Genomic DNA, 19,422 nt, shown 5'->3' with positions numbered 1-19,422 from the left:
GGCCTTCTGCCCTATCTGCGTCCAAAGGCTTTGGCCCAAGACACGCAAGGAACCTGAATATGGCTTATCTCTTTCTACCGCTTCTGGGCCCGCTGATCCTGATCGCTGCGGCGTATCTGGCGACGCGGAACCTCGGAAAATACCCCGGCAACATCCCCGCAATCACCGAGGCAGCTGCGTTTGCGGCTTTTGCAGTCTCAGCTCTGGCGGCTGCATTGGTTGTCGTTAACGGATCGGGCACGTCGGCGCTGGTCGGGGTGTTCGGAGTGGGCCTGTCCGTGCGACTGGATGCTGTCAGCGCGATCATGCTGGTTCTGGTCAGCTTTATTGGCTGGGTCGTCCTGCGCTATTCAAAAACCTACATGGACGGAGAAGACCGCCAGAGCGCTTTTACCGGTTGGATGTCCGCGACCCTCGCGGCGGTCTTGCTGCTGGTGATGTCCGGCAACCTTGCTCAGCTGTTCCTGGCGTGGACTCTGACCAGCCTGTCACTGAACAGACTGCTTCTATTCTATCCCGAACGCGCGACAGCCCGGCGTGCAGCGCGTAAGAAAGCTCTTGTCGCCCGGATGAGCGAAGGTTCCCTGGCCGCAGCCATCGTCCTGTTGATCGCATCCACGGGTACAACCGACATCAAAACGATCCTGAATACGGCCGAACCAACATGGCTGACAATGGGTGCGGCCCTGCTGATCGCCATCTCGGCCGTTCTTGCATCGGCACAGTTCCCACTGCACGGCTGGCTGACAGAAGTGATGGAGGCCCCTACCCCAGTATCGGCCCTGCTGCATGCGGGTGTAATCAATGCGGGCGGGTTCCTGTTGATCCGGTTCGCAGATGTGATGCTGCTGGCTCCGGGTGTTATGGCGCTGCTGGTGATGCTGGGTGGATTTACCGCTCTGTTTGGGGGTCTTGTCATGCTGACCCAACCTGCGGTGAAGACCTCTCTGGCCTGGTCAACCATCGCGCAGATGGGTTTCATGGTCATGCAGTGTGGCTTGGCCTTGTTCCCGCTTGCCCTGCTGCACATCGTGGCCCACTCGCTGTATAAGGCGCATGCCTTCCTCAGCGCCGGTGAAGCTGTGCGCAACGTCGCTGCGATCCGCCGGCCCGGTCCAATCGCCGTTCCAAGCGCCCGGAACGTTCTGCAGGCCTTTGTCACTTCGATTGTGATTTACGGGATCGTCGGCACCTTGGTCGGCTTCGACGGTAAATCGGTTCAGGCGATTGCCTTGGGTGTCATCCTGATTTTCGGCGTGGCCTACCTGCTGGCCCAAGGCTTTGCAGACTCGGCCCCGCGTGAGTTGATGCAGCGTACAGTGATCTACGCGCTGGTAACCTCAGTCAGCTATTTCGCACTGCAAGTGATCGCGCAGCATCTGACCGCGGGCACACTTCCGGCAACGCCAAGCCCCGGACCGCTGGAATGGGCCTTGATCGTCCTCGCGCTGATCAGCTTTGGCTGTGTTGCCGTGGCCCAATCGACCTTCCCGCTCTGGGCCTCGCATCCGGCCGCCGCAGGCCTGCGCGTCCACCTGACAAACGGCCTTTATGCCAATGCCATCTTCGACAAGCTTCTGGACGGTTGGTCCAAGCGGTCCGCAGCCTGAGAGGAAAACACAGATGTTTGCAAAACTTGAAACTTACCCCGCTCCGCTGCTGGAACTTGTCACCGAAGCCAACCTCGCAGCCAAGGCTGTTCCACCGCTGTTCCCACTGTCGGCAAGCGTCGCTGTGAACCCGTTTCTGGGCCAGACCAGCGAACCTCTTGCTGTGACTGCAGCCCGCCTGGCGCGCGTCGGGGGCGAACGGATCACACCGACACGCGCGCATTGGGCCGCCCGGATCAACACAGGCGAGATCATCGAAGCGGACCTGATGGATGCCTTGTCAGCATCGAACGAACCCTTCGCCTTGCCGACATTGCAAGACATAGAAAACGCGCTGGACAGCGAAACGTCAGAGCCTCAAGCCCTGCCGACAGTCGCAGAACTAGCCGCAGATGTATCCGGAATCGACTGGCCCGGTCTGATTGATGATCGGATCGGCGTTTGGGCCGCTGGTCATTTCGATCAGGGTCAGGCGTTGTGGCAACAAGCCAAAGCAGGCGGCGCGTTCCAATCCTGGCGCGACTTTGCCTCGCGCGATCTGACACCCGAGATTCAAGGCCTGAAAGGGTTCTGCGCCTTCGTCGCCGAGACCAACCGGTCGCACTGGCGCGCCATTGGTCGCGCTTCGGAACGGTTGGCCGTTGACACCGATGCGGCCTCTACCGCCTTTCACCGCTGGCTGATGACGCTGGGCGGATGGGCGCAATACGGGCGCTACCACCTTTGGCAGGCAGAACTGAACGGCGCAGAAGACAGTACTGTAACGGAACTTTTGGCCGTGCGGATGGTCTTCGACGAGGCCTTGTTCGACCTGTACGAAGATCAGATCGCAGCGCGGTGGGCCGACGTTGTCGAGGCGCACAGGGCACCCGTGACCCCGTCCAAGGACTTTGTGATCGATGCGATCCTTCAGGATGCAGGCGAACGGGCACAACAGCGGGTTCTGGCTGAAAAACTGGGTCAGGGCAAACCAAGGACGGTGCAAGGGCGCGCGGATGTACAGGCGGCGTTCTGTATTGACGTCCGGTCCGAAGTGTTCCGCCGGGCGTTGGAAGCGCAGGATGCGAATATCGAAACCATTGGCTTTGCCGGTTTCTTCGGTCTGGCCAGCGCGCACAAAGCTGCGGGTTCTGACGTAACCGAAATGCGGGGGCCTGTGCTGTTGCAGGCCGGCGTGACCTCGCACGCCGACGAACCCGAAAAGGCCGATCTGGATCGTCGGTACACAGCACGGGCCAAACGCGCATGGGGCCGATTCAAGCTTGCCGCTGTGTCGTCCTTTGCCTTTGTCGAGGCGACCGGGCCGCTTTATGCGGGCAAACTGGTCAAGGACTCGTTGGGTCTAAGCCACAGCTGCAAGGCGGATCCCGCCCCCAAAATGGATCCGGCAATCGACCTTGAGGCACGCGTGGACATGGCGAAATCAGTGTTATCGGCGATGTCGTTGACCGACAATTTCGCCAAGATCGTAATGCTGACTGGCCACGGAGCGCATGTTACCAACAACCCGCATGAAAGCGCGCTGCAATGCGGGGCGTGCGGCGGCTATGCAGGCGACGTGAACGCGCGCCTTCTGGCCGGTCTGTTGAATGATCGTGAGGTTCAGAACGGCTTGCGTGATGCAGGCATCGATATCCCGTCGGATACGATATTCCTGCCTGCGCTTCACCATACGACCACGGATGAGGTCACGCTGTACGACCAAGACTTGCCAATGGGCATGTCGACCCCGGGCGTTGCTCAGTTGCGCAAACATCTGGACGCGGCGGGCAGCCTTGCGCGCGCCGAACGGATGCAGCGTTTACCGCGCGCGTCAGATGCGACAAACGTGCTGCGCCGGGCACGCGACTGGGCCGAGACACGTCCCGAATGGGGTCTGGCTGGCTGCCGCGCCTTTGTTGCCGCTCCGCGCGGTCGTACGGATGGATCAGACCTGTCCGGGCAGACTTTCCTGCACAACTACGACTGGCGGCGCGATAGTGAATTCGGCGTTCTCGAATTGATCATGACCGCTCCGGTCGTTGTCGCCAGCTGGATCAGCCTGCAGTACTACGGCTCGACCGTTGCGCCGAACCTGTTCGGCGGCGGCAACAAGCTGTTGCACAACGTGGTCGGGGGCGTCGGTGTGCTGGAGGGCAACAATGGCGCGCCCCGCGCGGGTCTGCCCTGGCAATCCGTTCACGACGGCAGCGCGTTCCAGCACGATCCGCTGCGGTTGTCCGTGATCATCGAAGCCCCACGCGAGGCCATGTCCGACACCCTGTCCCGGCACCCCGGTGTCCGTGAGCTGTTCGACAACGGCTGGCTGCACCTGATCGCAATGGACGATGAGGGCAAGCTGGCCTGGCGTTACAGCGGTGATCTGACATGGACCCGGTTCAAAGGCCAGTCCGATGACGCGCAGGCCATCGCTGCGGAATAAGTTCTGCACCGATTTCACATCAAAGGCGGGTGCCATGCTTGACCGACATGGCACCCGCAATTCGTTTAAACGCTCATCCATCCGCCGAAGACTCCGGCGGGATCGCAGCCTTTCCGGGCGGCAAAACCCAGTTCAGTCGTAGCGTAGTTCCGTCGCCTTCCCCCGGAAGATTGTATAGGACAAAACCGTGTATCCCGCGATCATCGGCAGGACAAAAACCGAGCCAATCAGAATGATAAACAGACTTTCAGGCGCACTGGCCGCCTCGTAGATCGTCAGTTGATCGGGGACTACGTACGGATAGAAACTGTAGGCCATTCCGAAGAACGCCAGCATAAACAATACGACCGAGGCCGCGAATGGAAACCAGGCCCAACTGTCATTCCGCGTGGGCAGATGGCGCAGAGCATACCAGAGCAGTGCTATCAGGACACTCGACATCAAGGGCAAAGGCAGCAATAGGAAAAACTCGGGGAATGTGAACCACTTGTCAAAGATCCGCGGACTAACCCATGGCGTGGCCAGCGACACGGCGATCAAGCCAATGATCAGGCCCCAGATCCCTCCTTTTGCCCAGTTTACGGCCTTTGTCTGCAATACGCTGTCTGTCTTCAGGATGATCCAGCAGGCACCAATGAAAGAATAACCAACGGCCAGAAACACAGCCGTAATCATGGCAAAGATCCATGTTCCAAACCCACCGTCTAACCCCATGATGTACTTGCCCAGCATGAAACCCTGCGCCAGCGCCGTCATCAGCGATCCGGCAAAAAAGGCTTTGTCCCACAGGTGTTTGTGGTGCGCTGGCGCCTTGACGCGGAATTCGAACGCCACACCGCGCAGGATCAGGCCGATCAGCATGATCGCAACCGGCAGATACAGCGCGGTCAGGATCACCCCATGGGCCGTTGGAAAAGCCACCAGTAGAATTCCGATAGCCAAGACCAGCCAGGTTTCATTCGCATCCCAAAACGGCCCGATGGAAGCAACCATCCGGTCTTTCTCAGCATCATCCGCGAAGGGAAACAGAACGCCGACGCCCAGATCGAACCCATCCAGAACAACATAAACCAGGATCGACAACCCCATCAGCATCGCAAAGGTCAGCGGCAGCCAATGAGCAGGGTTTCCAAATAATTCCATCATGTCTACTCCGCCGGAATTGCCTTTGCGCCTTTCGGCGCGGGCGTTGGTTTACGGTCGTCAGAATTGTCCGTATCGGCTGCCTTTCGCGCCAGATAGAACAGCACTCCGATGTAAGCCGTCAGCAGAAAGACGTAGACCAGCAGATAGGCCGTCAGACTGGTTGCCACCATCGGCGCTGGTACATCAGCAACCGCTTGCTCGGTGGTTAACACACCCTGCACAAGCCAGGGCTGGCGTCCGATCTCTGTCGTGTACCAACCGGCCAGCGTCGCCACCCAACCCGAAAAAGCCATAGGCACAAGGATGATTTTCATCACCTTTGGCACGCCACCCGGCCCCCGACCGCGCCGCATGAACCACAACGCGGACCAACTCAGCAGCAACATGGCGACACCTGTGCCAACCATGATACGGAACGACCAAAAGACGGGTAGGACCGGCGGGTGCAGAGCGGTGCCATCCTCGGCCACAAAGTCATTCAGACCCTGCACAACCCCATCGGCCTTGTGAGTCAGAATGATCGACGCGAGGTTGGGCACGCTGACCTCGTACAGGTTTTCTCGGGCCTCTTCGTCCGGAATGGCAAAAAGAAGCAGCGGAACATTGGATTTGGTATCCCAGTTGCCTTCCATCGCGGCCACTTTCTGGGGCTGATGCTCCAGCGTGTTCAGGCCGTGCAGATCGCCCATGTAAATCTGCGCCGGGATCAGCAAAGCACCCATCCAGGCCGCCGTTCTGAAGGTCGCCCGCACATCCGGGCGACGATCCCCAATCAGCCAGCGGAAGGCCGAGAAACCAAGGATCAGGAAGGCCACCGTCAGGCCGCTGGCCAGCAGCATATGCGTCAGGCGATATGGCATAGACGGGTTGAAAATGATTGCCCACCAATCAGTGGCAAAGGCCACTCCATCCCGCATTTCGAACCCTGCGGGCGTGTGCATCCAGCTGTTAAGTACCAGAATCCAAAACGCAGACATCGTGGTCCCGAAAGCGACCAAAAAGGTTGCCGTCGTGTGCAACCAGTTGGGTACCCTGGAAAACCCGAACAGCATGATACCCAGGAACACCGCCTCAAGGAAAAACGCAGTCAAAATCTCGTAGGCCAGCAGCGGTCCGGCAATGTTGCCCACGGCCTCCATGAATCCGGGCCAGTTGGTGCCGAACTGGAAGGACATGGTAATCCCCGACACAACGCCCATGGCAAAGGACAGGGCAAAGACCTTGACCCAAAAGCGATAGGCGCCCATCCACTTATGGTCTTTTGTCGCGTTGAAGCGCAGCTTGAAAAACAGCAGCACCCACCCCAGCGCGATGGTGATCGTGGGGAAGAGAATATGAAAGGAAATATTCGCCCCGAATTGAATTCGAGACAGCATAAACGCGTCCATCTCACACCTGTATTCCTTGTGTTTGAAGGACAGATAGACTTGGAAATCACCGGTTGAAGATACCCTGCGACAGCGCGCCCTGCGGCAGAGTATCCCATCCTGATCCTAGGTCTGCGACTTCCCGCTACGTCAGGGCTTTATCGAAATCGAGCCCCCGCCGTACCAGGCGGTCAGAGCACACGAGACAGGAAGGCCTTGGTGCGCGCCTCGCGGGGTTCTGCAAAAAGAACCTCGGGCGGGCCTTGTTCCAGAATACGGCCAGCATCCAGGAAGCAAACCTTGTCCGCCAGCTCTCGGGCAAAGCCCATCTCGTGCGTTGCCAGGACCATGGTCATGCCCTGTTGACGCAGGTCGCGCAGCACATCCAGCACCTCGCCTACCAATTCGGGATCCAGCGCGCTGGTGATTTCGTCGAACAGCATGATCTGAGGCTCCATCGCCAGCGCTCGGATAATTGCCACCCGCTGCTGCTGGCCGCCTGACAGCTGATCGGGGTAGTGCTCCATCCGCTCGCCAAGGCCAAAGCGTGTGAACAATTCCGTGACCCTCGGCCTCAGATCGTCTCTGCTCAGACCTCGTACCCGGCGGGGGGCAAGCATGACATTCTCGACCGCCGTCATGTGGGGAAACAGATTGTAGCTTTGGAACACGATGCCAATCTGCTGACGCACCGGCTGCGGGTCCAGACCGGGTTCAGAGATGTCCTTACCGTCCAGCCAGATTGTCCCGTCATCGATCGGCTCAAGCAGGTTCATGCAGCGCAAAAGCGTGGACTTACCCGAACCGGATGCCCCGATCAGGCACACCATCTCGCCCTCGGCCACATCAAGGTCGATGCCCTTGCAAACCTCGTGATCATCGAACCGCTTGCGCACGCCGCGCAGCGAAAGCTTTGCCGTCATGTGCGCGCCTTGTTCTGTTTGTTCATGAGGTAATCCGCATATCGTGTCGCCGGAATGGTCAGGATCAGGAAAATCAAAGCCGCCCCCACATATGGGGTGAAATTGGCGTAAAGAGACTTGTAGACACCGGCCTGACGAAACACCTCGACCGGGCCGATAAAGGACAAAAGAGCCACATCTTTTTGCAAGGCGATGAACAGGTTCATGTTGGCCGGAACGACATTCCGAATGGCCTGCGGCAGAACCACATAACGCATGGTGTCCCGGTCACTAAGCCCCAGTGAAGCTGCGGCAGATCTTTGCGATTTGTGGATCGAGTCGATGCCCGAACGGATCACTTCGGCCACATAGGCCGAATACACAAGAACCAGCGCGAGAGTGCCCCAGATGTATGGGCTGTTCCATGGCCGCGGCAGTCCCAATCCGGGGATACCAAAACCGATGATATAGATGACCAAAACCACGGGAAGGCCGCGGAAAACGTCAGTATAGGCAATTCCAAACAACCGCAGCGGAAACAACGCCGGTGCGCGGGTGTCGCGACACAGTGCGATGGCCAGCCCCACGATCGCGATCAAAGGAGCCGACCAGGCAAAGATCATCACGTTCAGAAGAAAAGCCTCAAGTAGTCCAGGGAAGGTCGCAACAAAGACCTTGCCGTTGAAAAACGCTCGCTGAACGGCGTCCCACCCAGGGGCAAGCGGAACGAGGACGATCAGGGCCAACACCACGCTGACCGTCGAGATCAGCGCGATGCGGTTGGAACGTCGCCGAACGCCGGCCTCGTACAGCTCACGACGCGTAGGCGCCGAGGCCGCGTGTTCAACGGGCCCGTTTTGCACCGACGATTTGTCCATTTACTCGATAACCGGAACGCCGGTTGCTTCGGACAGCCACTGCGCTTCAATCGCGGCCAACTCACCGCTTTCGGTCAGCTCAGTGATGGCGGCGTCAACGCATTCTTTCAACGGGTTGCCCTGTTCCATCAACAGGCCGAACTGATCCGGGCTATCCGATTGCTCTGGTGGGAACTGGCCTAACAGCGTGCCCCCTTCAACAACCACCGCCGACAGATAGAGAGCCGTGGGCAGATCGTAAATCGCCGCATCGATCTGACCGGCCATGATGGCCGCGTTCACATCGGCGTTGTCGTTGTACAAAAGCGGCTCATCCGTTGGTTGGATGATGTCTTTCAACATCGGGATCGCAGTCGTCGTGGCCACTCCGCCCCATTTCAGCCCCTTGAGACTGTCCAGCGTCGCCTGCGCGCCTCCGTCAACCACATTCTGTGTGGTCAGCACAGCCATTGCAGACGTGTAATAAGGCAAGCTGAAGTCGACCATCTCTTCACGTTCCGGAGTGATCGAGTATTGCTGCATGTTGAAATCAAAGTTCTTCGCGCCGGGCTGAATCGCCTCATCAAAGCTTGTGCGCACCCAGGACACGTTGTCCTGGCTGAAACCCATTTTCTCAGCGATAGCGTATGCAACCGCGGCTTCGAACCCTTCACCGCTTTCTGGTGCATCGTTCATAACCCATGGGTAATAGGCCGGATTCCCCGTGGCGATTGTCAAAGTGCCGTCGTTCAGGGTCTTGCCCTTGGCGCAGGTTCCATCACCGGCCGCAAGCACCGAAGTTGTCGACAACATCAAGGCCAGAGCCGTGCCAGCAATCAGTTTCATCCAATCGTCTCCCTGTTTTTCAATCGCCCACAGGTTCTTATGAGCAAGAAGAATTGTCTAGGCCAACCTGGATGAGTGAACAAGTCAGGAAAACTCAGATTGCGACGTTTGCCCCCTAACTGGGCGCAAGGATCGTCCTTGTTCGAAGGAATTCATGAAGGTTGGGAATTCACATGACTGGCGCGGTAACTCCCGCAATTCTCAGCGAAGACACTATATTTCGCAACACTGCGCGGCCACAGGCTGTGTCCTTACACAACATGAAACCCGTTACCGGGGAGGTTACACCATTCGGCAAGCAATTTGGCGACCTGGTGGATAGGGTCGTCCTCTTCGACGTCTTCCGTGCGCAGAACAGCCCGCCAGGGAACCGAAATTCCATCTTTGGTTACACCTGCGGCGACTATGCGTCCCTCATTCAACGCCGATTGCAGCGCCCAGTTGGACAAAACGCTGGTACCCAAATCCGATGCGACCAGCTCAACAATTGCCTCGGGCAATTCAACAGTTGCGGCCCATTTCGGATAGCTGTCGGTGGGGCGGAACAGAAGCGCGAATTCCCGGTCCGGCTGAGGGACTTTTGTATATGTTATAAAGGGTTCGCCCACGATGTCGCTGCCTTCGACATATTCCCGCCCCGCCAGCCTGTGCGTGGGTGGCATGATATAAAGCAGAGGGTCTTCGAACAAATGCAGGCTGCTCAGCCCGGCTTGCGCGACAGTCCCTGACATAATCGCGATGTCCAGATGGCGGTTCAGCAGCCCGGTGACAGGATCACTGCGCGCACCGGCCATAATTTGGATATCAATCCCGTCGGTCCGCGACTTCATGAATTTGATGAAGGACGGCAACCAGCGATAGTTGCTATAGGCTTCGACCGATAGGCGCACCACATGCTGCACATTGGCGTTCATGCGGCGCACATCCTCTTCGGCGCGGCTGAGGTCGCTCAGAATCCGCTCGGCGACCACCGCCATGTAATCTGCCGCGGGGGTGCGGCGCAGTTTCTTGTGCATCCGGGTGAACAGAGGCACATCTAACCTGCGTTCCGCCTCTCGCAGACGGTGGGACAGCGCCGAGGGCGTGACCCCCAGTTTCTTGGCGGCATCGGTGATCCGACCGGTTTCGATCACGGCCTGAATCAATTGCAGATGGCGGAGATCCAGCAGGGGTTTCATGGGATTTTAGCCTGAAGAAAATTCAACAAATCGAAAAAACTTCGAAATTGAAATTCAGTCAATATAAATGTGAAATCGCCCTAGGTTTTCATCCGGAGCATCCCTTATGAACGTTGACGCCCGCCGTGCGATCGAACAGGACAAGGCACATCACGTACATCCACAATCGAATTTGCGCCAACATTCCGAAAATGGCCCGACCATGATCACCCACGGCAAAGGGGTGTTTATCTATGACAGCGAAGGCCGTGAAATCATTGATGGGTTTTCCGGTTTAGGCTGTGTCTCGCTGGGGTACCACAACGAACGTCTCTCGAATGCTGCGAAACGGCAGATGGACGTACTGCCTTTTGCGCCGACCTTCTACAACCGCTCACACCCGCGCGTGGCGGAGCTGGGGGAAAGGCTGATCGGCATGGCGCCGGGGAACATGAACCGGGTGATGTTCCAATGCTCGGGGTCCGAGGCCAATGACACCGCGATCAAGCTCTTGTGGTACACGAACACCGCCAAGGGCGAACCGAACCGCCGCAAGATCATCGGCCGGGTGCGCGGCTATCACGGCAATACGGTGGCCACGGTTTCGCTGTCGGGTCAGCCGCATATGCACGCCAAATTCGGCCTGCCACTGCCCGAGTTCAAGCACACCGAGCTGCCGAACTATTACCGCTCTCACATCGACGGCGAGAGCGAAGAAGAGTTCTCGGCCCGGATGGCAGCAAAGTTCGAAGAGCTGATCCTTGCCGAAGGCCCCGAAACCGTGGCGGCCTTTTTCGCCGAACCGGCCATTTCCGGCGGCGGCGCGCTGATGCCGCCCGAAGGCTACTGGTGTGAAATGCAGGCCGTTTTGCGCAAGTATGACATCAAGTTTCTGGCTGACGAGGTCGTCTGTGGCTTTGGGCGCACGGGCAATATGTGGGGATCACAGACCTGGGGGCTGGAACCTGACATGATCTCTTGCGCCAAAGCCCTGTCCGCGGCGTTCTTCCCGATCTCGGCCTTGATGTTCAAGGACGAAATGTATGCCGACATGATGAAAAACTCGGACGAAGTCGGCACCTTTGGTCACGGCTATACCTATGCAGGTCACCCGGTGGGAGCCGCCGTAGGGCTCGAGGCGCTGGACATCTATAATGAGATCGACTTGGTGGGCCACGTCCGCAAGGTCTCAACCCGGTTTCTGGAAAAATGCCACGCTCTGGCCGATCATCCGCTGGTTGCTGAGGTGCGCGGCGTCGGTCTGTTCTGTGGTTTTGAGCTGATGAAAGACGCAAGAACCCGTGAACCGTTCGATCCCTCTTGGAAAGTGGGCGAGCTTGTGCAGAACATTGCGCATGATCGGGGCTTGTATCTGCGGGCGATCGGCGACCGGATAAGCTTTATGCCGCCGCTGATCATCAACGAAGATGAGATCGACATCGCCACCGAGCGGTTCAAGGGTGCTTTGGATGACGCTTGGGCCATGGTTCGCGCCAAGATCTGATCACTTTTACGGGGCCGGACCCAAGCTCTCAGCCGATCCTGGCGCCGCCGTTTCCCCCTCTTTAGGCGGCGCACCTTATTTCTGGAATGCCCTTACCTGCCAAGGAGAACAGGGATGACGACACACCTGGAACCGAAACTGCCCGACGCGGGTTTGGCCGGAAGTTACATCAACGGGGCCTGGCACTGGCCCGAAGGTCGGCTGGTGGTCGAGAACCCCTCGCGCCGTGCGCCCATCTGCGAGGTCGGACGCGGCACGTCAACCGAGGTCGACTTGGCTGTCGCAGCCGCCCGTGCCGCACTGCCAGCGTGGCGCGCCCTGGCGGCGAGCGAGCGCGGCAAGCTGTTGTCGGAACTCGGGCGTCGTTTGGAAGAAAACGCCGAAGAGGTCGCGCGTGTACTGGCTGCTGAATCCGGCAACGCCATCAAGACCCAGTCGCGCGGTGAGGCGATGGGGGCTGCCGGGGTGCTGAAATACTACGGTGGTGTCGCGGTCGAGCAGAAGGGCGAAACCCTGCCGCTTGGCCCGGGTCTGTTCAGTTATTCGACGCGCGAGCCGCATGGTGTGGTGGGCTCGATCATCCCGTGGAACTCTCCCTTGCAACTTGGGGCAGTGAAGATTTCGATGGCTTTGGCGACCGGCAATTGCCTGGTGCTGAAACCCGCCGAGGACGCGCCGCTTGCAATCCTGAAACTGGCCGAACTGGCCGAGGATCTGTTCCCGCCGGGCGTGTTCAACGTAGTGACCGGACTGGGGGAAGAGGCAGGCGCTGCGCTGGCTTCGCATCCCGGCGTTGACAAAGTGTCCTTCACCGGGTCGAGCGAGGTGGGCAAGCTGATCGGAAAGGCTACGGCTGATCGCATTGCCAAGCTGACGCTGGAACTGGGCGGCAAATCCCCGACCATCGTCTTCCCGGACGCCATTGCCGATGGCCGTCTGGACAGCACCGCGCAGCAGGTGGCCAATGCGATGCGTTTCATGCGGCAGGGCCAAAGCTGCACCGCCGGGTCGCGCTTGTTTGTGCACAAGGGCATCTGGGACGAATTGATGCCCAAAGTGGCCGAGAAATCTGCGGCTCTGAAAGTGGGCGATGCGTTGGACCCCGATGTCGATATGGGCGCTGTGGTCAACGCCGAGCGCTATGGCGAAATCCGCGCCTATGTGGCCGAGGCCGAGGCTGAAGGCGCGACCTTCCTGATCGGCGAAACACCTACTGAAGATCCGGCTGGCTTTTGTCCCAACCCGACCATCATCACCGGCGTCGACAACAACTGGCGCATCGCCCGCGAAGAGGTGTTTGGCCCGGTCATGGTCGCCATCCCCTTCGAGACCGAAGAAGAGGTGATCGCCATGGCCAATGACACTCACTACGGGCTGGCCGCCTTCCTGTTCACCCACGACGTCAGCCGCATCACCCGCCTGACACGGGCCATTGATGCGGGGTGGATTCAGGTCAACCAGGGCGGAGGACAGATTCCCGGCATGTCCTATGGCGGAACCAAGCAATCCGGAATGGGCAGCGAATACTCGATTGAGGGCGCGCTGGAGGCCTATACCTACCGCAAATGCGTCACCATCAATATCGAGGGTGGCGCGTGAGCACCGACCGCTTTGGGAATGCCATCGACCCGGGCGTGGGATATGCCCGGGGGTCACTTTTGCAGGGTTCGGCGGATGAGGTGAGTCGCCTGGCCCAGGCAGGTCGCGTTGCGGCGGATTTCGTCGCCCGGGAAGGCATTGACAAGATCGCCATCTGCACCGGCAACCTGCGCTTTTATCCGGCCTCACCAGACGATCTGAGCCTGCTGTGCGAAGAATGGATCGGTCCGGGCCTGTTCGGGGAAGAGCTGCGTCAGGTCGCCATCGCGCATCTGGGCGGACAAGGGCACGAGGCGGCAGCAGTGGTCAACCGCACCAGCGCCGGGATCGTGGCAACGGTTCTTGCCCATGCGGGCGGCCGACCGGTGCTGTCGCTGGTGCCCGCAGGCGATCGCAGTCATGCTTCGGTCACGCGCGGCGCTAGGTTGGCAGGTGTTGAGGTGCGCGAAGTTCATGACCTGACGGGTGTCCAAAGGGTCCTGGCCGAAGATCAGCCTGCGCTTATGGTTGTTACGCCCGTAACGTCCGAGCTGGCGATGCTGGATGACGATCTGATGCGCGATGCCGTAGCCGCAGGCAATTCAGCAGGCTGCGTGACTTTTCTGGACGATGCCTATGGCGCGCGGTTCCGTCCGGTTTTGCATGACGGCGGCGCGTCACTGTCATTCGGCGCCGATCTGGTGATCACGAATGCGGACAAGGCCGGACTCACCGGGCCGCGTGCCGGTGTTCTATGTGGAGAACATGCAGCCCTGATCCCGGTACAAGCCAAGGCCAGCGAACTTGGGATAGAAGCGCGCGCACCCGTGGCCGTTGGTGCGATGCGAAGCTTGCAAAGCTTCACACCGGATTTGCTGATCCAAGAAGCGCAGGATGGTCAGGACCTGTCCGACGCGTTGGAAGCAGCTTTGGGGGCGAACCGCGTGACGCGCTCCGCTCTGGGTCCGAAGATCGACGAACAGGACGCGATGGAGGTTGTTCTGGGCATGGCCGGGGTGGGCAGCTCTGAACTGGTGCCCGCCGAAGTGACCGCGGCTGTCGGCATGCTTATGCTGCGGGACAAAGGAATTGTCACGGTCAACACCCACGGCCAGCCCGGCGGGCGCGTCTCGATCCGGCTCAAACCGACATCGGGTGCCGTTGCGCGCGCGGGTGGCGCAATGGCGGTGGCTGACTGTTTGATGTCGGCAATGCGCCAGACCGCGCGACATTTACACGACAAGACATGGTTTGCGGCAACACTGTTTGGAGACACGTGAATGGCCGATACGGCTTTGATCACTCGGCTGGACAACCGGCTGGACCAGCTTGTGAACATTGATATGGGTGAACGCGGCGTCGAGCACCTGTTCGAAGCCGCACGCACGCTTGAGGGTCGGTCATTGGTTGGGGCTGCAGCGGATGCGTTGATGGCAGTGCCCGAAGGCGGGACCGTTGTTTTGACCACCGGTTCGGTCTCGCGCGCGTGGATCACACCGGATTTGGGCGAAAACGATGGGCCGTCGGGCGCGGCGGCGATTGCACGGGCGCTGGTGCTGGCGCGCAACGTGACCTGCGTGATGCTGTGCGAAGAAACACTGCTGCCCGCCATCCAGAACACCTGTCAGGCTGCGGGCCTGTTTCCGGTCACGCTGGAACAGGCGGCGATTGCGAAGTCTGACAAGAGCCTCGCCACGATCGTTATGTTGCCATACGCGACCGATGACGCAGGTGGGCAGGCGCAAGCCGAAACTCTACTGGCTGAGTTGAACCCCGATCTTTTGTTCTCGACCGAACGGGTTGGGCGCAATGAATTCGGCGTGTATCACTCGATGCGTGGGATTGACTACGGCATGGGCCGCGCGCGCGTCGATTTCCTGTTCGATCTGGCGCTCGAACGCGGCATCCCGGTCGTCGCTGTCGGTGATGGCGGCAATGAGATCGGGATGGGCAAGGTCGCGGACCACGTGAAGGCGCATGTCCCCTACGGGGACAAATGCCAATGCGGTTGCGGCGGCGGGATCGGCGCTGTGACCAGTTGTGATGTGCTGGTGACAGCGGCGTGCTCGAACTGGGGCTGCACGGCGATCGCGGCCGCGATGGCTGCTCGCGCAGCCGATGCCAAATTGCTGCATACACCCGAGCGTGAAGGCCTGCTGCTGGACACGATGGTCGCCAACGGCCTGATCAATTCAACCCACGGGCTCGTCGATGATAATGTCGATGGGTTCCCCCGCCAAAGCCAGATTGCGGTGGCCGAGCTTTGCCGCTCGGTCGTCAGCCGCGCGCTCTGACAACTCACAGGACAGACCCATGATTCAAGACAACCCTGCCCTTATCGACGCCATTCGCGACCGGTTCGCCCATGTCGACAGCTGCCCGTTTCAAGGCGAACGTATCTTCTTTGAAAACGCCGGTGGCGCGCTGACGCTGAAATCCGTTGCCGAGACATCGGCTTTTTACGCGGCGATCCCCGACAATCCGGGCCGCGTCAATCCAGCGGGCCAGGGCACACAGAATGTGATCAACAAGGCAAAGCAGGATTTGGCTGTTTTCATGAACGCCTCAAGCGGTCAATTCTTTGCCGGCGAAAGCGGGACCGAGTTGCTGTTCCGACTGATCCGCACGGCCTGTCTGGCCGCGCCAAAAGGGGCAAAGGTGATCGGTTCGTCCATCGAACACCCCGCCACCCGCAGCGCCGCGCGCCGATGGGCTGAGATTGCCGGGCTGGACTATGTGAATGTTGCGCATGACAACGACACTGGCCTGGTTACGCCCGAAGACTACGCCGCATTGATGACACCGGATGTGGCCGTGGCCACGATCCTGCACGCTTCGCCCGTTACCGGAATGGGCATGGATGTTGCCGCGATCTCGGCAGCTATCCGGGCGGTGGCGCCGGATTGTATGATCATCGTCGATGGCATCCAGCACGCCGCGCACGGGCAGCTGGACCTGGACGCCTACAATGTCGATGGCTATGCGATCTCGCCCTACAAGGTCTTCTCGCGCCACGGTTACGGCATTGCGTGGATTTCTGACAAGCTGAGTGCTGTTCCGCACGACATGCTGATTGATGCCCCTGCGACGGGTTGGGAATTTGGCACCCGCGACACGGGGTCCTACGCCACCGTCTCGGATGTGATTTCGTATTTCGACTGGCTGGGCGGCGAGGTCTCGGAAGAAGCCGACCCCCGCAAACGGATCGAGGCCGCTGGCCGTGCCATTCACGCCTATGAGACCCACCTGACAGACACGGCCATTAACGGAACAGGAAACTTGCCGGGTCTGCGCGATATGGAACATGTCACCATTCTGGCCGGAGAGGACAACCCCGCACGCGAAGGGCTGGTGTCGATCGTTGTTGATGGTCATTCATCCGAGGATGTGGTCGCAACCCTGAACGCGCAGGGCATTCGCACCCATGTGCGCAAAGCCGACCATTATTCAGGCAATGTGCTCACACCGCTGGGCCTGCCGGATTGTATCCGTATCTCGTTCTGCCACTACAACACTGAACAGGAAATCGCGCGCCTTCTGGCTGCCGTGAAAGAGCTGGGTCAGGACGGCTGACCCCAGGGCTGTCAAGCGTTGAGCTTTGGGATGCGCGGTTCTTTATCCGCGCATCCTTTCGTTTCCGGGGTCGTAAAGTGGGCGCAGGCTAGCCGTTGCTGCGATGGGTTTTCCAGCGACCGTAATTTGATAGCTGCGCGTGGCAAGGTCTTTGATCGCCATCCCTTCGGGGCGTGTGACATAGCCCATGCCAATCGCAGCCCCAACAGTCCAGCCATAGCTGGCCGAGGTCAGCCGGCCGACGATCTGGCCATCGCACAAGATAGGCTCTTTTCCAAAAACCAGCGCATCTGGGTCTTCCAACCGGAAAGACAGCAACCGGCTTGTAGCCCCCGCGGATTTGCGGGTTTCAATGGCGGCTTTGCCGGTGAACTCGGTCGCAAAATCGCAAGCAAATGTCAGGCCGCTGTCAACCGGGCTGTCATGCGGGCCGATGTCGTGGCCCCAATGACGAAAGCCCTTTTCAATCCGGCACGAATCCACAGCCATGCCGCCGCACAGACGTGGGGCATCTGGGGCGGCCATGATCGTCTCATACACTTGTTGGGCAAACTCTGCGGGGACATGCAGTTCCCACCCAAGTTCACCCACATAGGTGATCCGCTGCGCTCTGACCGGCGCGTGACCCACATGCAGCGCTTGCCAAGTGCCGAACGGGAACCCCTCATTCGATAGGTTCGCATCCGTCAGACCGGCAAGGAAATCCCTTGCGCGCGGTCCCATCAGGGCCAGCGTGGCCTCGGAAGACGTGACGTTGACCACAGAAACGCCTGTGCCCGTCAGCTGCGACTTTAACCAGTATTCTACCTGCGGCTCCGCCCCGGCCGAGGCCATGACCATGTACCGGGTTGCAGTAAGGCGCGCGACGGTCACATCCGCCTCGATCCTGCCCTGCGGGTTGAACATGTGGGTATAGACCAAAGCACCTGGCGCGACGGCCATATTGGCCCCGCAAAGCCGCTGCATCTGCGCCTCGGCATCCTGTCCGTCGACGATAAACCGCCCAAAAGTCAGGTCGATGCAGCCCAGATCAATGCGCAGCGCCTGATGCTCGGCCTGCCAATCGTCGAACCACGGCTCGCGCCCGAACCCGTCGGTCATCTCGCGCCCATAGTAGAGGGGACGCTCCCAGCCATTGGCACTGCCGAATTGTGCGCCCGCGTCACGCAGGTGGGCGTAGTAAGGGGTGCGGCGCAAACCGCGCGCCTGCGTTTTGCGTAAGTACGGCCAGTGCATTGCATAGGCATGACCCAGCGTCTCGGCGGCCTTGGTCGCGGTATAGCTGCGCGCGTTCAGGCCAGGCACGATACGGCGGCTGTCCACATCGGTCAGGTCCATGGTCATATGACCGGCCATGATCCATTCGGCCAGTACCTTGCCTGCACCAGGGCCGTTCTGGATACCGGTCGAATTGAACCCGGCGGCGACCCAATAGCCCGTCACATCAGGCACAGGCCCCAAATAGTGCTTGGCGTCCGGGGTAAAGCATTCCGGCCCATTAAAGAACTTGCGAATGCCCGATTCTGCCAGAACCGGAACCCTCTCCATCGCGGCTTCGAGAATGGGATAGAGGTGTTCTTCATCGCAGGGCAGCTCATCGAACTCGAACGTCTCGGGCAGGCCATCCTTAGGCAGCCAAGGGGTCGCGTTGGGTTCAGAGCAGCCAATCAGTAGCTTGCCTGCGTCTTCTTTGTAATAGGCGTATTCATCCATCACCCGCAGGACGGGCAAGTCACAGGTCACGCCTTCAATCGGGTCAGTGACCACGTAGTAGTGGTTGGTGTAGTGCAGCGGGATCTGCACCCCGTGGGTCAGGCCGAATTCTCGCGCCCACATGCCGGTGGCGTTGACCACATGGTCGGCGCGGACCAAACCTTCGGCGGTTTCCACGCCGACCGCGCGCCCGCCTTCGATGACGACGCGGGTGACTTTGGTGTCTTCGAATATCTGCGCACCGTTCATCCGTGCGCCCTTGGCCAGAGCCATCGTGGTGTCGATCGGGTTGGTGTAGCCGTCGCCAGGGAACCAGAACGCGCCCTTTGCGCCCTCAACGGACAATAGCGGCCAGCGGTCCTGTGCCTCGGTCAGGCTGATCACTTCCGCGCGCAATCCGCAGCCATGGGCATAGTCGACCTTGCGGCGCAGTTCCTCCATCCGCGCCTCGGTCAGCGCCACGGTCATCGAGCCGTTGCGTTTGAAGCCGGTGTTCTGGCCAGTCTCATCCTCAAGGCTGTCCATCAGGTCGAGGCCATATTTTGCCAGCGCCGACATGACCGGCACACCTTGCGTTTCGCTGACCAGCCCGGCGGCGTGCCACGTGGTGCCCGAGGTCAGTTTCTTGCGCTCGAACAGGGCAACGGACCAGCCCGCTTTGGCGAGATGGTAAGCGGTAGCACAGCCGACAATGCCGCCACCGATGATGGCCACTTGCACATCGGTCGGAAGGGGTTTCGCCATAGT

At 59.8% G+C, this 19,422-nt stretch carries 14 protein-coding genes; 7 read left to right on the top strand and 7 right to left on the bottom strand.

Going from position 1 to position 19,422, the window contains the following annotated elements:
• The first annotated feature begins 59 nt into the window (after positions 1 to 59).
• Positions 60 to 1,610: a proton-conducting transporter membrane subunit gene (locus tag J7416_RS12770; RefSeq protein ID WP_209225146.1), complete on the top strand. Its 1,551-nt coding sequence runs from the start codon at positions 60 to 62 to the stop codon at positions 1,608 to 1,610.
• Positions 1,611 to 1,623: 13 nt separating this feature from the next.
• Entirely contained in the window at positions 1,624 to 4,032 is a 2,409-nt protein-coding gene (locus tag J7416_RS12765) for a DUF2309 domain-containing protein (RefSeq protein ID WP_209225145.1), read from the top strand.
• 132 nt (positions 4,033 to 4,164) lie between these two features.
• Here J7416_RS12765 and J7416_RS12760 read toward each other — a convergent pair whose 3' ends face one another.
• The 6 genes from J7416_RS12760 to J7416_RS12735 all read right to left on the bottom strand — a co-directional run bounded on the left by J7416_RS12760 (position 4,165) and on the right by J7416_RS12735 (position 10,328).
• The gene (locus J7416_RS12760) at positions 4,165 to 5,175 is read right to left on the bottom strand and encodes a cytochrome d ubiquinol oxidase subunit II (protein WP_209225797.1); all 1,011 of its coding nucleotides are present in this window, start codon (positions 5,173 to 5,175) and stop codon (positions 4,165 to 4,167) included.
• A 5-nt stretch (positions 5,176 to 5,180) separates the two neighbouring features.
• Positions 5,181 to 6,566, bottom strand: a complete 1,386-nt coding sequence (locus J7416_RS12755) for a cytochrome ubiquinol oxidase subunit I (RefSeq protein ID WP_209225144.1) — start codon at positions 6,564 to 6,566, stop codon at positions 5,181 to 5,183.
• A 170-nt stretch (positions 6,567 to 6,736) separates the two neighbouring features.
• Complete coding sequence (locus tag J7416_RS12750) at positions 6,737 to 7,468, bottom strand: amino acid ABC transporter ATP-binding protein (protein WP_209225143.1); 732 nt, start codon at positions 7,466 to 7,468, stop codon at positions 6,737 to 6,739.
• On the bottom strand, positions 7,465 to 8,325 hold the full coding sequence (locus J7416_RS12745; protein ID WP_209225142.1) for an amino acid ABC transporter permease: 861 nt from the start codon (positions 8,323 to 8,325) through the stop codon (positions 7,465 to 7,467). Before J7416_RS12745 ends, J7416_RS12750 begins: the two co-directional genes overlap by 4 nt.
• Positions 8,326 to 9,150 (bottom strand): ABC transporter substrate-binding protein, encoded by an 825-nt coding sequence (locus J7416_RS12740; RefSeq protein ID WP_209225141.1) that lies wholly within the window; start codon positions 9,148 to 9,150, stop codon positions 8,326 to 8,328.
• 251 nt (positions 9,151 to 9,401) lie between these two features.
• Positions 9,402 to 10,328, bottom strand: a complete 927-nt coding sequence (locus J7416_RS12735; protein ID WP_209225140.1) for a LysR family transcriptional regulator — start codon at positions 10,326 to 10,328, stop codon at positions 9,402 to 9,404.
• Between the two features lie 106 nt (positions 10,329 to 10,434).
• Between J7416_RS12735 and J7416_RS12730 the strand changes: the two genes are divergently transcribed.
• From J7416_RS12730 to J7416_RS12710, 5 genes are all read left to right on the top strand, one after another.
• Positions 10,435 to 11,811, top strand: coding sequence for an aminotransferase (locus J7416_RS12730; protein ID WP_209225139.1), 1,377 nt, complete (start codon positions 10,435 to 10,437; stop codon positions 11,809 to 11,811).
• A 114-nt stretch (positions 11,812 to 11,925) separates the two neighbouring features.
• Positions 11,926 to 13,410, top strand: a complete 1,485-nt coding sequence (locus J7416_RS12725; RefSeq protein WP_209225138.1) for an aldehyde dehydrogenase family protein — start codon at positions 11,926 to 11,928, stop codon at positions 13,408 to 13,410.
• Positions 13,407 to 14,669, top strand: a complete 1,263-nt coding sequence (locus tag J7416_RS12720) for a hypothetical protein (protein WP_209225137.1) — start codon at positions 13,407 to 13,409, stop codon at positions 14,667 to 14,669. The genes J7416_RS12725 and J7416_RS12720 overlap by 4 nt, the downstream gene beginning before the upstream one ends.
• Complete coding sequence (locus J7416_RS12715) at positions 14,670 to 15,683, top strand: glutamate cyclase domain-containing protein (RefSeq protein ID WP_209225136.1); 1,014 nt, start codon at positions 14,670 to 14,672, stop codon at positions 15,681 to 15,683.
• A 19-nt stretch (positions 15,684 to 15,702) separates the two neighbouring features.
• Positions 15,703 to 16,962: an aminotransferase class V-fold PLP-dependent enzyme gene (locus tag J7416_RS12710; RefSeq protein ID WP_209225135.1), complete on the top strand. Its 1,260-nt coding sequence runs from the start codon at positions 15,703 to 15,705 to the stop codon at positions 16,960 to 16,962.
• A gap of 42 nt (positions 16,963 to 17,004) precedes the next feature.
• Here the strand turns inward: J7416_RS12710 and J7416_RS12705 are convergent, their stop codons facing one another.
• The gene (locus J7416_RS12705) at positions 17,005 to 19,419 is read right to left on the bottom strand and encodes an FAD-dependent oxidoreductase (protein WP_209225134.1); all 2,415 of its coding nucleotides are present in this window, start codon (positions 19,417 to 19,419) and stop codon (positions 17,005 to 17,007) included.
• Positions 19,420 to 19,422 lie beyond the last annotated feature (3 nt).

The sequence above is a fragment of the Ruegeria sp. R14_0 genome, assembly GCF_017743975.1.
Lineage (GTDB): Bacteria > Pseudomonadota > Alphaproteobacteria > Rhodobacterales > Rhodobacteraceae > Ruegeria.
Note: the sequence above shows the minus strand (reverse complement) of the source record. Positions and strands in the feature narration are given on the sequence as shown.

Excerpts from the sequence above, each read along its gene's own strand:
- J7416_RS12770 (WP_209225146.1), top strand. The coding sequence starts at position 60 with ATGGCTTATCTCTTTCTACCGCTTCTGGGCCCGCTGATCCTGATCGCT.
- J7416_RS12765 (WP_209225145.1), top strand. The coding sequence starts at position 1,624 with ATGTTTGCAAAACTTGAAACTTACCCCGCTCCGCTGCTGGAACTTGTC.
- J7416_RS12760 (WP_209225797.1), bottom strand. The coding sequence starts at position 5,175 with ATGGAATTATTTGGAAACCCTGCTCATTGGCTGCCGCTGACCTTTGCG.
- J7416_RS12755 (WP_209225144.1), bottom strand. The coding sequence starts at position 6,566 with ATGGACGCGTTTATGCTGTCTCGAATTCAATTCGGGGCGAATATTTCC.
- J7416_RS12750 (WP_209225143.1), bottom strand. The coding sequence starts at position 7,468 with ATGACGGCAAAGCTTTCGCTGCGCGGCGTGCGCAAGCGGTTCGATGAT.
- J7416_RS12745 (WP_209225142.1), bottom strand. The coding sequence starts at position 8,325 with ATGGACAAATCGTCGGTGCAAAACGGGCCCGTTGAACACGCGGCCTCG.
- J7416_RS12740 (WP_209225141.1), bottom strand. The coding sequence starts at position 9,150 with ATGAAACTGATTGCTGGCACGGCTCTGGCCTTGATGTTGTCGACAACT.
- J7416_RS12735 (WP_209225140.1), bottom strand. The coding sequence starts at position 10,328 with ATGAAACCCCTGCTGGATCTCCGCCATCTGCAATTGATTCAGGCCGTG.
- J7416_RS12730 (WP_209225139.1), top strand. The coding sequence starts at position 10,435 with ATGAACGTTGACGCCCGCCGTGCGATCGAACAGGACAAGGCACATCAC.
- J7416_RS12725 (WP_209225138.1), top strand. The coding sequence starts at position 11,926 with ATGACGACACACCTGGAACCGAAACTGCCCGACGCGGGTTTGGCCGGA.
- J7416_RS12715 (WP_209225136.1), top strand. The coding sequence starts at position 14,670 with ATGGCCGATACGGCTTTGATCACTCGGCTGGACAACCGGCTGGACCAG.
- J7416_RS12710 (WP_209225135.1), top strand. The coding sequence starts at position 15,703 with ATGATTCAAGACAACCCTGCCCTTATCGACGCCATTCGCGACCGGTTC.
- J7416_RS12705 (WP_209225134.1), bottom strand. The coding sequence starts at position 19,419 with ATGGCGAAACCCCTTCCGACCGATGTGCAAGTGGCCATCATCGGTGGC.